At 63.0% G+C, this 14,060-nt stretch carries 13 protein-coding genes; all 13 read right to left on the minus strand.

The genetic code is table 11. The features are described 5' to 3' along the window. The 13 genes from RCH14_RS20295 to RCH14_RS20355 all read right to left on the minus strand — a co-directional run bounded on the left by RCH14_RS20295 (position 1) and on the right by RCH14_RS20355 (position 13,663). Positions 1 to 918, minus strand: a complete 918-nt coding sequence (locus tag RCH14_RS20295) for a DMT family transporter (protein ID WP_343027904.1) — start codon at positions 916 to 918, stop codon at positions 1 to 3. 83 nt (positions 919 to 1,001) lie between these two features. Next, on the minus strand, positions 1,002 to 1,997 hold the full coding sequence (locus RCH14_RS20300) for an XdhC family protein (protein WP_343027905.1): 996 nt from the start codon (positions 1,995 to 1,997) through the stop codon (positions 1,002 to 1,004). An 83-nt stretch (positions 1,998 to 2,080) separates the two neighbouring features. Continuing rightward, on the minus strand, positions 2,081 to 3,175 hold the full coding sequence (locus RCH14_RS20305; protein ID WP_343027906.1) for a M48 family metallopeptidase: 1,095 nt from the start codon (positions 3,173 to 3,175) through the stop codon (positions 2,081 to 2,083). Between the two features lie 21 nt (positions 3,176 to 3,196). Continuing rightward, entirely contained in the window at positions 3,197 to 3,646 is a 450-nt protein-coding gene (gene dut, locus RCH14_RS20310; RefSeq protein WP_258835399.1) for a dUTP diphosphatase, read from the minus strand. Positions 3,647 to 3,692: 46 nt separating this feature from the next. Further along, on the minus strand, positions 3,693 to 4,913 hold the full coding sequence (gene coaBC, locus RCH14_RS20315; RefSeq protein ID WP_343028057.1) for a bifunctional phosphopantothenoylcysteine decarboxylase/phosphopantothenate--cysteine ligase CoaBC: 1,221 nt from the start codon (positions 4,911 to 4,913) through the stop codon (positions 3,693 to 3,695). A 19-nt stretch (positions 4,914 to 4,932) separates the two neighbouring features. Next, positions 4,933 to 5,475 carry a signal peptidase II gene (lspA, locus tag RCH14_RS20320; RefSeq protein ID WP_343027907.1) on the minus strand — a complete coding sequence of 181 codons (543 nt, stop codon included), beginning with the start codon at positions 5,473 to 5,475 and terminating at the stop codon, positions 4,933 to 4,935. Between the two features lie 18 nt (positions 5,476 to 5,493). Beyond that, a complete protein-coding gene (gene ileS, locus RCH14_RS20325) occupies positions 5,494 to 8,379 on the minus strand; it encodes an isoleucine--tRNA ligase (protein ID WP_343027908.1) in 2,886 nt (961 codons plus the stop codon). 112 nt (positions 8,380 to 8,491) lie between these two features. Then, positions 8,492 to 9,463, minus strand: a complete 972-nt coding sequence (locus RCH14_RS20330; RefSeq protein ID WP_343027909.1) for a bifunctional riboflavin kinase/FAD synthetase — start codon at positions 9,461 to 9,463, stop codon at positions 8,492 to 8,494. Between the two features lie 275 nt (positions 9,464 to 9,738). Next, positions 9,739 to 10,968: a hypothetical protein gene (locus RCH14_RS20335; RefSeq protein WP_343027910.1), complete on the minus strand. Its 1,230-nt coding sequence runs from the start codon at positions 10,966 to 10,968 to the stop codon at positions 9,739 to 9,741. 71 nt (positions 10,969 to 11,039) lie between these two features. After that, on the minus strand, positions 11,040 to 11,474 hold the full coding sequence (locus tag RCH14_RS20340; RefSeq protein WP_258835395.1) for a biopolymer transporter ExbD: 435 nt from the start codon (positions 11,472 to 11,474) through the stop codon (positions 11,040 to 11,042). A 74-nt stretch (positions 11,475 to 11,548) separates the two neighbouring features. Continuing rightward, on the minus strand, positions 11,549 to 11,968 hold the full coding sequence (locus RCH14_RS20345) for a biopolymer transporter ExbD (RefSeq protein WP_343027911.1): 420 nt from the start codon (positions 11,966 to 11,968) through the stop codon (positions 11,549 to 11,551). Positions 11,969 to 11,971: 3 nt separating this feature from the next. Further along, positions 11,972 to 12,913, minus strand: coding sequence for a MotA/TolQ/ExbB proton channel family protein (locus tag RCH14_RS20350; protein ID WP_343027912.1), 942 nt, complete (start codon positions 12,911 to 12,913; stop codon positions 11,972 to 11,974). An 84-nt stretch (positions 12,914 to 12,997) separates the two neighbouring features. Beyond that, the gene (locus RCH14_RS20355) at positions 12,998 to 13,663 is read right to left on the minus strand and encodes an energy transducer TonB (RefSeq protein ID WP_343027913.1); all 666 of its coding nucleotides are present in this window, start codon (positions 13,661 to 13,663) and stop codon (positions 12,998 to 13,000) included. Between the last annotated feature and the right edge of the window lie 397 nt (positions 13,664 to 14,060).

Consider the following 14,060-nt stretch of genomic DNA (forward strand, 5'->3'; position numbering starts at 1 on the left):
TCAAATGCCCGTCGACACCGGCACGCGCCGCCAGGCGGGCTTGAACCCGGTGACCAGCGCCGTGCCCAACAGGACGATCGCGGAGCCAAGGATCGTGTGCCAGCCGATGACCTCATGCAAAAACAGCGCGCCCCACAGGATGCCGAACACGGGGCTGAGGAACGTGACCGTCAGCGCCGACGTGGCGCCCACGTCTTCGATCAGCTTGAAATACACAATGTAGGCGATGCCGCTGCAGACCACGCCCAGTGTCACCACGGCGCCCATGATGCCAATGGTCGGCTCGCCCGGCGCCGGGAAGAACGCGACGAGCGGCAGCACCAGCAGGGCCGAGGCCCACATCGAGCCGTGCGCATTGGCGAACGGCGCCACGCCGCCCTTGCTGGCGGCGGCCGACTTCGTATACTGGCTGGCGACGCTGTAGCTGAAGGCGGCGATCAATGCGGCGGCCACGGCCAGGCCCGCGCCGGGCCGTTCGGCCACGTGATCAAAGCCGACCAGCAGCGCCACGCCCGCGGTGCCCAGCAGCAGGCCAAGAGCGCTGCGCCGCGTGACTTGCTGGCGCGCCCACACGGCGCCGACCAGCGCGCCCCACATCGGCGCGGTGGCGTTGAGCACCGCCAGCACAGACGCCGACAGCGTACGCGCGGCAAACGCGAACAGCAGAAAGGGCAGGGCGGAGTTGAAGAGGCCCAGAATCAGGTAATGCTTCCAATGGCGCCGCACGTTCAGCGGCGCGCCGCGCCCGCGCAGATGCAGCACCCAGCTCACCAGCGCCAGGAACACGGCCGCCAGCGCGAGCCGGTATTCGATCAGCACGGCCGGGCCGAGCACCGGCGCGGCGATGCGCATGAAGAGGAAAGAGCCGCCCCAGATGGCGGCGAGCGCAACGAGGCGCAGCATGTTCGCGGTGTTCATCAGGTCGAAAAAATGGCCAGTTGTTAAGTTGACCATTGTGGCAGGGCAGGCATCAATGTGCCAGCCGCTTCTTGCCATCGATATCAGGCCGCGCTGGCGAGCGTCAGTGCAGCCGCGTGCGGCATGAGCAAGGTCTGTGGCACCGCGTTCTTCACGGCCGTCATTTCGGCCATGATCGAGACCGCGATTTCGGCCGGCGTCTTGCTGCCGATGTAAAGGCCGATCGGGCCATGCAGGCGCGCGAGTTCGACGTCAGTCAGGTCGAACAGCTTGAGACGTTCGCGCCGCTTGGCGTTGTTGGCGCGCGAGCCGATCGCGCCGACGTAGAAGGCCTCGGACTTGAGCGCTTCCATCAGCGCCAGGTCATCGAGCTTCGGGTCGTGCGTGAGCGCCACGACGGCGCTGCGCGCATCGAGCTTCGCATCGATCACCAGATCGTCGGGCATCGCGTGCACCAGCGTCACGCCGGGAATGTGAAAGCCGCTGCGGTATTCTTCGCGCGGGTCGCACACGGTGACGCGGTAATCCATGCCGGCGGCGATTTGCGCCAAGAAGCGCGACAGCGGACCGGCGCCGATGATGTACAGGCGCCAGCGCGGGCCGTGCAGCGTGTGCAGCACGCCGTCCTCGACGCGCTGGATGGCCGTGGCCTCGGCCGTGGCGAGCGTGACGGCGCCCGTGGCCAGCTGCACGCTGCGCTCGACCAGTTCGCCCTGGCCAAGACGCGCCAGCAGCGCCTTGATGCCGCTGTCGACCGACAGCGGTTCGATGGCCAGCTCGATGGTGCCGCCGCAGGGCAGGCCGAAGCGGTGCGCTTCGTCGGCGCTGATGCCGTAGCTGATGATCTCGGGGAGGGTGATTTCGATGCCGTTGTCGCGCACGCGGGCGATCAGATCGTCCTCGATGCAGCCACCGGAGACCGAGCCGACCACCTGGCCGTCTTCGCAGATGGCCAGCGTGGCGCCTACCGGGCGCGGGCTGGAACCCCAGGTCTTGATGACCGTGACCAGCTGGCAGCGCTGGCCGCCGTCAAGCCAGGCGGCGCAGGTTTTCAGTACGTCGAGGTCGATGCTGTCCATGGTGTTCGTGTCGCCGGGGCGGGTGAATAAGATGGACAATCATACAAAAAAAGCGCCGCACGTGTCGGCGCGCAGACCAGCGCTCAAGGCACCAGCGGTTTTTTCGCGCTTTGCTTGGCCTTGACTTCCACCACGGTCTTGTCGATGGCGGCTACGCGCATTGGCGTGGCCGGATGATTCGCCGTGTAGCCATTGAGGATCTTGGCCGGGTAGGCCGCCGCCAGGCGCTTCCAGAAGCTTGAGGCACCCTCGTAGCGGTAGCCGGCGCGTGCCAGCAGGTAGATCGCCAGGCGGTCGGCCGCCACGTCGTCGGCCGCGGGCATCGCCTTGATGCCGCCGCTGCCGATCAGCATCGAGGTGTCGGGCGTGATCGCGGTCAGGTTGTCGATGATGCTGCCGATGGTGGCTGCATTGCGCTGGGTTGCCGCGTGGCCCAGCATATTGTGCGCCATCGTGCGCGCCACCACGTAGGCCAGTTCGTCGTCGTCCTGCGCGAAGCCCAGCATGCCGCGCGTGACCATCACGCGGCTGCCGTCGGCGTACGCGTTGATGTTGTCGGCGTTGCCCAGCTCGATGGCGAAGGCGCAGGCGCGCGTGACAGGAATGGTGAGGTCGCGCGGCTTGCCGCCACGCTCGATCGACAGCGGCAGGCTGGCCTGCTTGGCCATGATCGGGCCGAACACGGCGCCGGCCTTGCTCAGCGCATTCGGGCCTGCTGGCAGCGGCGTGCCGGCCGCCGCCAGCAGGCGATCTCCCTGGCGCAGGCCAGCCTTGGCCGCGCCGCTGCCATTGAGCACATTGGTGACCTGCAGGCGCTCGTCCATGCCCAGCACCACCCATGCCGCCTCGTTGTACTGGCCGGGATACGTGTAGCGGTTTTTGGCGGTGAAGCCCAGCAGGTTGCGCGCATGCTTGGTGCACAGCGCGGCGTTGTCGATCAGGAGCGGCGCGGCGACGCGGTACAGGCGGTCGTGCTGCGTGGCCATGCGCTGGAGCACCTCGCCCGCGGCAGCCATCTGCGGCGTGACCTCGGGCTTGCCCGGCACCTGTTCGACCGGCACGGCGCCCGGCCCGGTCGACGATTGCATTGGCCCCGGCGTGCTGCAGGCAGCGAGCAGCGCTGCGGTGGCGACGACGAAGGCCGGGGAAGTGAGTCGATGCAGGCGCTGGATGCGCATCAGGGTGCTCCTCATGGATGGTTATTGTTTGCCGGTGCTGCCGAAGCCACCGACGCCACGGTCGCTTGACGCGAAGTCGGTCACCACGTTGAACGCCACTTGCAGTACCGGCACGATGATCAGCTGCGCGAGCCGGTCCATTGGCTGCAATACGAAGGCGGTGCTGCTGCGATTCCAGGTAGAGACCATCAGCTGGCCCTGGTAATCCGAGTCGATCAAGCCTACCAGATTGCCCAGAACGATGCCGCTCTTGTGGCCCAGGCCACTGCGCGGCAGGATCATCGCGGCGTAACCCGGATCGCCGATGTGGATCGCCAGACCGGTTGGCACCAGCACGGTTTCTCCCGGCGCGATGGTCAACGGCGCATCCAGGCAGGCGCGCAGGTCCAGGCCTGCGCTGCCCGGTGTGCCGTAGGCCGGTAGCAGGTCCTGCATGCGTGGGTCGAGGATTTTGAGGTCGATATGTTTCATGACAAATTCTTGGGTAATCAGGTAATCAGGTAAGCAGGTAAGCAGGTCAGGTAAGCAGGGAGCGTTGTTCGAGGCGCTTGCCGATCTCGGACACCAGCTGGCGCGCCAGCGTGAGCTTGTCGGCGCGCTCGAGCAGCACGTGGCCGTGTTCATCGAACAGGATGATCGTGTTGTCGTCCTGCCCGAACGTCTGCGGCCCGATATTACCAACCAAAAGCGGAATGCCCTTCTTCTCGCGCTTCGCCGCGCCGTAGGCTTCGAGCTGCTCGGATTCGGCGGCAAAGCCCACGCAATACGGCCAGCCCGACAGCGACACGGTGGCCGCGACCGAGGCCAGGATGTCCGCGTTCTGTGCGAATTCCAGCGCCGGCGGGGCGCCATCAGGCGTCTTCTTGAGTTTCTGGTCGCTGGCATTGACCACGCGCCAGTCGGCCACCGCGGCCACGCCGATGAACACGTGCTGGCCCGGGACACCGGCCATCACGGCGTCGTGCATCTGCTGCGCGGTGAGCACGTCGATGCGGCGCACGCCGTGCGGCGTGGGCAGCGATACCGGCCCGGAGACCAGCGTGACATCGGCGCCGGCTTCCCGCGCGGCGCGCGCGATGGCGTAACCCATCTTGCCGGACGACAGATTGGTGATGCCGCGCACCGGATCGATCGGCTCGAACGTCGGCCCCGCCGTAATCATCACGCGCCGGCCCGCCAGCACCTTGTGCTGGAACGAGGCGATCAGTTCGTCGACCAGTTCGTCCGCTTCGAGCATGCGCCCCAGGCCCGTTTCGCCACAGGCTTGCGCGCCGCGGCCGGGACCGAACAGGCAAATCCCGTCGGCGCGCAGCTGCGCCACGTTGCGCTGCGTGGCCGGGTTGTCCCACATCTCGACGTTCATCGCGGGCGCCACGTGCAGCGGCACGTGACGCGGGCGCGCCACGCACAGCAGCGAGAGCAGGTCGTCGGCGGCGCCGTGCACGAGTTTGCGGATGAAGTCAGCCGAGCAGGGCGCGATCAGGATCGCATCGGCGCCGCGGGTCAGGTCAATGTGGGCCATGTTGTTGGCCATGCGCGCATCCCACTGGTCCAGGTAGACCGGGTTGCCCGACAGCGCCTGCATGGTGACGGCGCCGATGAACTGCGTTGCCGCCTCGGTCATTACCACCTGCACGCTGGCGCCGTGCTTGACCAGGGCGCGACACAGTTCGGCGGCCTTGTAGCAGGCCACGCCGCCGGTGAGGCCCAGGACGATGCGCTTGCCTTCGAGGTCCATGCTCATTCTTCTATCCCGGTCACGACTTGTTTACGCGCCGGAATTCATCCAGCACGAACAGCACGGCGCCGACCGAGATGCCGATGTCGGCAATATTGAAGGCCGGGAAGTGCCCAATGCCGGTCCAGTAGAAATCGAGGAAGTCGATCACGTGGCCGTGCACGACGCGGTCGATGCCGTTGCCGATCGCGCCGGCCATGATCAAGGCGAGCGCGAAGCAGAACAGGCGCTGCGTCGCGTTCTTGCTCATCATGACCAGGCAGAACACCACGGCGCCAATGGCGATACCCAGGAACAGCCAGCGCTGCCAGCCGCTCGCGTCACCCAGGAAGCTGAACGCCGCCCCCGGGTTGTAGACCTTGATCAGGTTGAAGAAGCTCGTGATCGGCACCGTCTCGGCGTAGGCAAAGGTGCGTTCGACGGTGAGCTTGGTGACCTGGTCGAGCAGGACGATGATCAGGGACAGTCCGATCCACGGGAACATGCTGGCGCCGACGCTCTTGTTCGTGCTGCGCTTGATCAGGGTGGCGCCCGAAGGCGCAGGTTTCTTTTTGGTTGCCATGGTGTCTGGTCTCGGAACTTATGCGAAGCGGCGCGTTTCGCCGGCGCCGAACAGATTGCTCGCGCAGCGGCCGCACAGCGTTGGATGCGCTGCATCGTGGCCGACGTCGCGGCGATAGTGCCAGCAGCGCTCGCACTTCTCGGCGTCCGACGGCACGACGGCCACGGCTTCGTCAGCCTCGCCCGCCACTTCCGTGACGCTCGCCTGCGACGTGATGAAGACGAACTTCAGGTCGTCGTCCAGGCTGGCCAGCGCGCGGTACTTCTCGCCCGACGCTTTGATGGCCAGTTCGGCTTGCAGCGATGAACCGATCGCGCCAGAGGTGCGTACTTCTTCCAGTTGCTTCGTCACGTCCAGGCGCACCTGGCGCAGCAAGGCGTACTTGGCCAGCAGCGCGTCGCCATCCGGCAGCTCAGGGAACGTCCACAGGGTTTGCGTGAAGATGGTCTCGTCGCTGGCGTTGAACGTTTCCTGGTCCGCAAACACGGCCCATGCTTCTTCGGCCGTGAACGACAGCACCGGCGACATCAGGCGCAGCAGCGCATGCGCGATGTGCCACAGCGCGGTCTGCGCCGAGCGGCGGGAGGCAGAATCGATGCCGGTCGTGTACAGGCGGTCCTTCAGGATGTCCAGGTAGAAGCCGCCCAGGTCTTCCGAGCAGTAGTTCTGCAGGCGCGAGACGACCGGGTGGAATTCGTAGCGCTCGAAGTGCGCTGCCACGTCCTTCTGCAACTGGGCCATCGAGGCGATCGCATAGCGGTCGATCTCGAGCAGCTCGCCCATCGGCACCGCGTGCTGGACCGGGTTGAAGTCCGACGTGTTGGCCAGCAGGAAGCGCAGCGTGTTGCGGATGCGGCGGTACGATTCGGTCACACGCTTCAGGATCTCTTCGCCGATCGAGAGCTCGCCCGTGTAATCGGTCGAGGCCACCCACAGGCGCAGGATGTCGGCGCCGAGCGTGTCGGAGATTTTCTGCGGCGCCATCGTGTTGCCGAGCGACTTCGACATCTTCTTGCCATGCTCGTCGACGGTGAAGCCGTGCGTCAGCAGCGCTTTGTACGGTGGCTCGCCGTTGAGCATCGACGACGTCAGCAGCGACGAGTGGAACCAGCCGCGGTGCTGGTCCGAGCCTTCTAGGTACAGGTCGGCCGGGAAGCCCAGTTGTTCCTTGTGCGAGCCGCGCAGCACGGTCTGGTGGGTCGAGCCCGAATCGAACCAGACGTCCAGCGTGTCCTTGTTCTTTTCGTAGATGGCGGCGTCCTCGCCCAGCAGCGTGACCGGGTCGAGCGTGTGCCAGGCATCGATGCCGCCGGCTTCGAACAGCTTGGCCACTTGCTCGAGCAGCTCCGGCGTACGCGGGTGCAGCGTGCCGGTCTCTTTATGGATGAAGAAGGCCATCGGCACGCCCCACTGGCGCTGACGCGACAGCGTCCAGTCCGGGCGGTTCTCGATCATGCCGTGCAGGCGCGCCTGGCCCCAGTCCGGGAAGAACTGGGTCTTGGCGATGCCGGCCAGCGCGCTCTGGCGCAGGGTCGGGCCGCCGTCTTTTGGCGTGAGGTCCATGCCGGCGAACCACTGGCTGGTGGCGCGGTAGACGATCGGCGTTTTATGGCGCCAGCAGTGCATGTAGCTGTGGTCGAACATCTTCAGTTCGAACAGCGCGCCGGCCTCGGTCAGCGCGGCGCAGATTGGTTTGCTCGCTTCCCAGATCGTCAGGCCGCCGAACAGCGGCAGCGTCGAGACAAAACGGCCGTCGCCCATGACCGGCTTGAGGATGTCGTCGTCCTGCATGCCATGCGCCTTGCACGACACGAAGTCTTCCAGACCGTAGGCAGGCGCGGAGTGCACGACGCCGGTACCGCTGTCGACCGTGACGTAATCAGCCAGGTACAGCGGCGAGAGACGGTCATAGAACGCGTCCTGCGCATGCAGCGGGTGCTTGAAGTTGATGCCGGCCAGCGCTTCGCCGACGGTGGTGGCGATCACGGTGCCTTCGAGCTTGTAGCGCGTCAGGCACGACTCGACCAGCTCGGAACCCAGGATCAAGAGCAGCGGCTTGCCGTCACGTTCGGTCTGCACCAGCGAATATTGCACTTCCGGACCGGCGTTGAGCGCCTGGTTCGACGGGATGGTCCATGGCGTCGTGGTCCAGATGACGATGAAGCCGTCGCCTGCCGGGAGCTGGTCCAGGCCAAAGGCAGCGGCGATTTTTTCCGGCTCGGCAAATGGGAAGCCGACGTCGATCGCCGGGTCGCGCTTGTCCTGGTATTCGACTTCGGCTTCGGCCAGCGCCGAACCGCAGTCGAAGCACCAGTTCACGGGCTTGAGGCCACGGTAGACATAGCCTTTTTCGAGCAGCGTGCCGAGCGCGCGCAGCTCGTCGGCTTCATTGCTGTAGGCCATGGTCATGTACGGGTTGTCCCATTCGCCGAGCACGCCCAGGCGGATGAAGCCGGCGCGCTGGCGGTCGATCTGCTCGAGCGCGTAGGCGCGGGCCTTCTGCAGCACCTCGGCTGTCGGCAGGTTCTTGCCGTACAGTTTTTCGATCTGGATCTCGATCGGCATGCCGTGGCAATCCCAGCCCGGCACGTATGGCGCGTCGAAGCCGGCGATCGTGCGCGACTTCAACACCATGTCTTTCAGGATCTTGTTGACGGCGTGGCCCAGGTGGATATCGCCATTCGCGTACGGCGGCCCGTCGTGCAGGATGAAGGTTGGGCGGCCCTTGGCCGCCTTGCGTACGCGCTCGTAGATTTTCTTGTCTTGCCATTGCTTGACCCAGCCTGGTTCGCGCTTGGCGAGGTCGCCGCGCATCGGGAACGGGGTATCGGTCATATTGACCGGGTATTTGCTCTCAGGCTTCTTGGCGCCCTTGGCAGGGTTGTGCTGTTTGGTATCGGACATAAGGTTCTTTTGTTGGGTGTTCGTGTGCACGGCGCCGTGCGCCGCGTCGAATTGGGTCTGGCAAACTGGGGGAGGCGCTTCCTGCCAATCATCGACTGGCCGGGAAGCGCACTCAAATTCGGTCGGTCGCGTTCAGGGCGCCGTTACGCCGGTCGAAGAACGCGCGCGCCTGCAGCGCGTCGTTGTCGATCGCGGCCGTGAGCGTGGCCAGGTCGGCGTATTTTTCTTCGTCGCGCAGCTTGGCCAGAAATTCCACGCGCACCAGCTTGCCGTAACACTGGCCGGCATAGTCGAACACATGCACTTCGAGCAAGGTGCGCCCGGCGTCTTCGACGGTGGGGCGCACGCCCAGGCTGGCCACGGCAGGCAGCGGATGCTCGGCCAAGCCGTGCACCTGCACGACGAAGATGCCGGACAGGGCAGGGCGGTGCGTGACACGCAGGTTCAGGGTCGGAAAGCCCAGCGTGCGGCCGAGCTTGGCGCCATGGATCACATGGCCCGACATCGCGTAGGGATGGCCGAGCAATTTGCTGGTGGCGCAAAAGTCGCCCCCGGCCAGCGCCGCGCGCACGGCCGATGACGAGATGCGTTCGGTGCCCTGCATCACGGTGCCCAGCGTGTGGACTTCGAATCCATGTTTGCGGCCGGCCTCGGTCAGCATGGCAATATTGCCGGCGCGACGCGCGCCGAAGCAGAAATCGTCGCCGACCATCAGCCACTTGACGTGCAGGCCATCGACCAGCACGCGCTGGACGAAATCCTGCGGCGACATGGCGGCAAACTGTTCATTGAAATGTTCGACGATGACGCGGTCGATGCCGGCCTGGTCCAGGTCTTCGAGCTTGTCGCGCAGATTGGCCACGCGGGCCGGGGCCTTGGACGGGTCACCCAGTTTATGGGCAAAATACTCGCGGGGGTGGGGCTCGAACGTCATCACGGCCGCGTCCAGGCCGAGCCGGTCGGCTGCGCCCCGCACTTGCGCCAGCAGGGCCTGGTGGCCCCGGTGGACGCCGTCGAAATTGCCGATCGTGAGCGCGCACGGTGCGCGCGCCCTGTCGTTGGGAAGTCCGCGAAATACCTTCATCAAGTCTGGTTCCGGTTGCGCGCCATGCTGTCGGTATGCGGCGCCAAAAGCCTGATTATACGGGAACTGCGCGGCAAACCGACGTTGCATGGAAGGAATGGATGGCCACTGACGGTGCATGCCACGGCATTCGGACGCTGGCCAAATAAAAACGCCGCCCGAGGGCGGCGTTCTGGTCAATTGCAACGTAGGGTGGACGGCTATGCCGTCCACCCTACCTGCCAACTCAACGCCGTTAAAGCCAGGCGAGGCAGTCAGCCGATTGCAACGTGCGCTTACGACAGTGGGTGGTTGACTGCCAGGATCCAGTAACGGGCCAGTTCGGCCGTGCCGTCCTTGCCGCCAACGGTCTTGAAGGCAGCGATGGCTTGCGACTTCTTGCCTGCCACGGCGTAGGCTTCGCCCATGCGCAGCTTGGCTTCTTCAGCGTTGCGCAGGCCGCCGGCCTTGATCGCCGCTTCCATCATCTTCAGGCCCTTGTCGGCCTGGCCAGCCTGCACCAGCGCGTAACCCAGGCCAACCATCTGGTCCCCGTCCTTGGCGGCGGCGTACTCGGCTTCGAGCGCAGCAAAGTTCTTGTTTTGCTCGGCCAGGTTTTTCTCGGCCAGTTCCTTCAGGCGCTGGTGACGCGCGGCATCGGTACCGGTGCCCAGTGCGCCGGCCTTGTAGCCGCGGTCAATAATCTTGAGCGCTTCAGCCGGGGCTTTCGCCTGCAGCACCAGCTGGGCCATTTCCATGAACTCGCTTGGCTTCTTGAGCAGGTTGTTGGCCAGCTTGAGACGGTAGACGTCGATGTTCAGACGCTGCGAGTAACCTGGCTGACGCTGCACACGGTTGAGCAGGTCGGTCCAGTACTGGGCTTTCGGATAGCTTGCCGCCAGCTTTTCGATGGTGCGGACATAGCCGGCCGTATCGTTTTTCTTGAGCTGGATATTGGCCAGCATGCCGAGCTGATCTTCGCTCAGGCGGCCGCTTTTTTCGATGGTGCGCAGTTCTTGCTCGAGCGCGGCAGTGTTGCCTTGCTTGTAGTAGTTTTGCAGCAGGTAAGCGCGCAGCTTCGGATCGTCTTTCTGCTTGAGCAGGGACTGGATCGTGCTGTTGGCTTTATTCAGATCGCCGGCGCGCATATAGATGCCGACCAGGCCTTCTGAAAACTGCGAACGCTCGGTGGCGTTCAGCTTGCCCGAATCGAGCAGTGCTTCAAACGATTTGGCGGCGGTGTCAAAGTCACCGGCCGACGAGGCTGCCGCAGCGCGAACGCGCTCGATCGTGTAGGTCTCGTTGGCGGTCTTGTTGCCCACTTTGTCCAGTCCACGCAGGGTCGCCAGTGCATCCTTGTGCTTGCCCTGTTTCATTTGGGCCTGGGCTTGCTGCAGTGGTTTGCCGATCTCCGCGCGCAGTGCTTCTGCAGCGACAGCGGAGGACAGGCCGATCACCGGCGTGGCGGCAACGAAGCCGAGTGCGGCCATCGCGATACTGAGGTGAGCGAGACGGAACTTGATCATCTGAAAAATCCTTATTTCAAAATGGACACGGCAGGGGGTAGCCCTGCCGTGTTGGTCAAAACATGGAACGATTACTGGAATTGCTCGTTACCGACCATGCCGATTTTGGTGACGCCGATGCGCTGGGCAGATGCCATCACGCCAGCTACAACCTTATACTCTACCAGCTTATTTGGACGCAGGTGCACTTCAGGCTGGTCAGCCATCGCTGCGACTGCATTCATCTTTGCTTCGAGGGCTGCACGATCCGGAATCACTTCGCCATCCCAGAGGATGGTGCCGTCAAAGTCCACGTCGATGGTGACCACGACCGGCTTGACATCCGTCAGCGGTGGCGGGGTACCCGTTGGCATGTTCAGATTGACCGAGTGGTTCTGCTTCGGAATCGTGATGATCAGCATAATGATCAGAACGAGCAGGACGTCGATCAACGGCGTCATGTTCATTTCCATCATCGGTTCCGGATCAGCATCCTTAGCGGAGCTCGAACCTACGCTCATACTCATGGTGTTTCCTTTTCAAATGTTGGGAGAAGGGCGCGGCGCCCGACTCGATGAGCCTGGCGCCGCGTGCAGGGCTATCAGCCCGGTGGCTCGATCACGAAACCAACCTTCTGCACCCCAGCACGTTGTGCCGTGTAAATGACCCGACCGATCGCTTCGTAGCGGGCTTCCTGGTCACCACGAACTTTCACTGCCGGTTGCGGCACTTTCACCGACTGCTCCGCGAGGAACTTGAACAGCTCGTCCGTATTCGCGAGGTGCAGCTGGTTATAGTACATTTCGCCGTCTTTATTGACGGTGATGTTAACGTCTTCCGGCTTGGTCAGTGTGACCTGGTTCTCTTCTGCAGGCAGTGCAACCGTCTGCAGTTTAAGAACCACCGGACTCGTGATCAGGAAGATGATCAGCAGAACCAACATGATGTCAACGAGTGGCGTCGTGTTGATCTCTGAATTCAGCTCATCTTCTCCGTTATCGGATCCGACACTCATCGACATAATTTATCCAATCTTTTTGGCGCTGGTTGCTGCGTTCGAGGTCGACATTGCGCCCGAGATCAGCACCGAGTGCACGTCAGCCGAGAACGAGCGGACATCTTCCAGCACGGTCTTGTTACGACGGACCAGCCAGTTGTAACCCAGCACGGCAGGAACTGCAACGAACAGACCGAAGGCGGTCATGATCAGTGCTTCACCGACTGGACCTGCAACCTTGTCGATCGATGCGTTACCCGACATGCCGATGGCGGTCAGTGCGTTGTAGATGCCCCAGACGGTACCGAACAGACCGATGAACGGCGAGGTCGAACCAACGGTTGCCAGGAACGACAGGCCATCTTGCAGACGCGACTGAACACGGTCAACAGCGCGCTGGATCTGCATCGTAACCCAGGTCGACAGGTCGATCTGCTCGAGCAGGGCGCCGTCGTGGTGCTGGGTAGCCTTGGTGCCGGTTTCAGCGATGAAGCGGAATGGCGAACCTTCTTTCAGCTGAGCCGAACCAGCAACGATCGACGGTGCTTTCCAGAACTTGGCCTTCATGTCTTTAGCCTGGTTCATCACTTTTTGCTGATCGATCAGCTTGGTGATGATGATGTACCACGAACCGATCGACATCAGCGACAGGATGATCAGGGTGCCCTTGTTGACGAAGTCGCCGTGTTCCCACATGGCCTGCAGGCCGTACGGGTTGTAGACTTCTTCGGTTTTTTCGGTGCCTGGCGCAGCAGCTGGCGCGCCGGCATCGGCGGTAGCAGCAGCGTCAACAGCAGGAGCAGCAGCCGGATCAACAGCTGGTGCAGCTGCATCGGTCGCCGCTGGAGCAGCTGCGTCCGTTGCCGGGGTTGCTTGAGCGAAGGCTGGTGCCGACACCAGCGCCGATGCTGCGGTTACCGACAACAGGACAGCCGCCAGGAAAGCGGACAAACGGGTATTCTTAAACATGCTTCCTCCAAAATATTTAAATAGACAGTTCGCTGAACTTACGACAACGACAATCAAAGTTTGAGACGGTGCTTTGTCCCGGTTTTATTCCAGCGTCCAGACGTACTGCACCGCTGTCCACGCCTGTTCCGGCTTGCCATCGACCATGGCTGGCTTGAATCGGCATTTGCTCAGAGCCGATTGCGCGGCCCGGTCCAAGTCTCGGAAGCCACTTGACTTCGCCAGCTTGGCTTCCAACACGCGACCATCGACACCAATCAGGAATTGCAGGGTCGTGGTACCCGTTTCTTCATTTCGTTGCGACGAACGCGGATATTCCGGACGTGCGCAAGTATTAAAGTCTGCTACTGCCTCGCTACGGCTGACGCCACGCGGTGCCGGTGGTGCTGGCGGCGCAGATGGTGCCGGTGGTGCAGGCGGTGCCAGCGACGTGGTCGGTGGCGGCGTCGACGTCGCGGCGGCGATCACGTTCTGCGGCGGTGGTGGCTGCTGCACCTGCACTTCGACCGGCGGGATGAATGGAGGCGGTGGCGCCTTCATTTCCGGCGGTGGCGGCGGTGGCGGGGTTTCCGGTGGTGGCGGTGGAGCCACTTCTTCAATCAGCTTGGTCTCCACAGCTTCGGTCACCGTGCTGACGATCCGGGTACCCAGGCCAGCAACGAGTGCCCAACCCACAAGGATGTGGAAGATGAGCACAACGATGAATCCTGTGAAATTTTTCCCGGGTTGCTTTTCGTTCGAAAAATTCATGCCATATTTCTCCAATGCCAACTCTTTTTTGTTGCTACCAAACCCACTAAATACGACGGAAACCTAGAGCCGCATCCGGGACATTCGAGGAATTATACCTACGATTTCTTTTTTGCACATACATTTTTACGGCAGCGAAAGGACCGCTAACTGCTTGTAAAAGCAGGCAAACCAGCTCATCTATACAAGGATGGATGGGCTACACGGCGGGGTCTGGAGGTCCGGAAAATGGTTCGTTTTATCTATGGATTCTCCTCGTCACATGGAACATCAATGCTCAGGCTGGTTTTTCCGAATAATTATCGTTAATTGTGCTGTCCGGCAAATTTTCTATGACTGGGCGACGGGTTTTCTGCAAACTATCACCATTCGCCGCGCGGTGCGTCGGCCAAGGAAT

Origin of the sequence: Massilia sp. MP_M2 (assembly GCF_039123635.1) — a bacterium.
GTDB lineage: Bacteria > Pseudomonadota > Gammaproteobacteria > Burkholderiales > Burkholderiaceae_D > Telluria.

Coding starts and splice junctions, on each gene's coding strand:
- RCH14_RS20295 (WP_343027904.1), bottom strand. CDS start 918: ATGAACACCGCGAACATGCTGCGCCTCGTTGCGCTCGCCGCCATCTGG.
- RCH14_RS20300 (WP_343027905.1), bottom strand. CDS start 1,997: ATGGACAGCATCGACCTCGACGTACTGAAAACCTGCGCCGCCTGGCTT.
- RCH14_RS20305 (WP_343027906.1), bottom strand. CDS start 3,175: ATGCGCATCCAGCGCCTGCATCGACTCACTTCCCCGGCCTTCGTCGTC.
- dut (WP_258835399.1), bottom strand. CDS start 3,646: ATGAAACATATCGACCTCAAAATCCTCGACCCACGCATGCAGGACCTG.
- coaBC (WP_343028057.1), bottom strand. CDS start 4,913: ATGGACCTCGAAGGCAAGCGCATCGTCCTGGGCCTCACCGGCGGCGTG.
- lspA (WP_343027907.1), bottom strand. CDS start 5,475: ATGGCAACCAAAAAGAAACCTGCGCCTTCGGGCGCCACCCTGATCAAG.
- ileS (WP_343027908.1), bottom strand. CDS start 8,379: ATGTCCGATACCAAACAGCACAACCCTGCCAAGGGCGCCAAGAAGCCT.
- RCH14_RS20330 (WP_343027909.1), bottom strand. CDS start 9,463: ATGAAGGTATTTCGCGGACTTCCCAACGACAGGGCGCGCGCACCGTGC.
- RCH14_RS20335 (WP_343027910.1), bottom strand. CDS start 10,968: ATGATCAAGTTCCGTCTCGCTCACCTCAGTATCGCGATGGCCGCACTC.
- RCH14_RS20340 (WP_258835395.1), bottom strand. CDS start 11,474: ATGAGTATGAGCGTAGGTTCGAGCTCCGCTAAGGATGCTGATCCGGAA.
- RCH14_RS20345 (WP_343027911.1), bottom strand. CDS start 11,968: ATGTCGATGAGTGTCGGATCCGATAACGGAGAAGATGAGCTGAATTCA.
- RCH14_RS20350 (WP_343027912.1), bottom strand. CDS start 12,913: ATGTTTAAGAATACCCGTTTGTCCGCTTTCCTGGCGGCTGTCCTGTTG.
- RCH14_RS20355 (WP_343027913.1), bottom strand. CDS start 13,663: ATGAATTTTTCGAACGAAAAGCAACCCGGGAAAAATTTCACAGGATTC.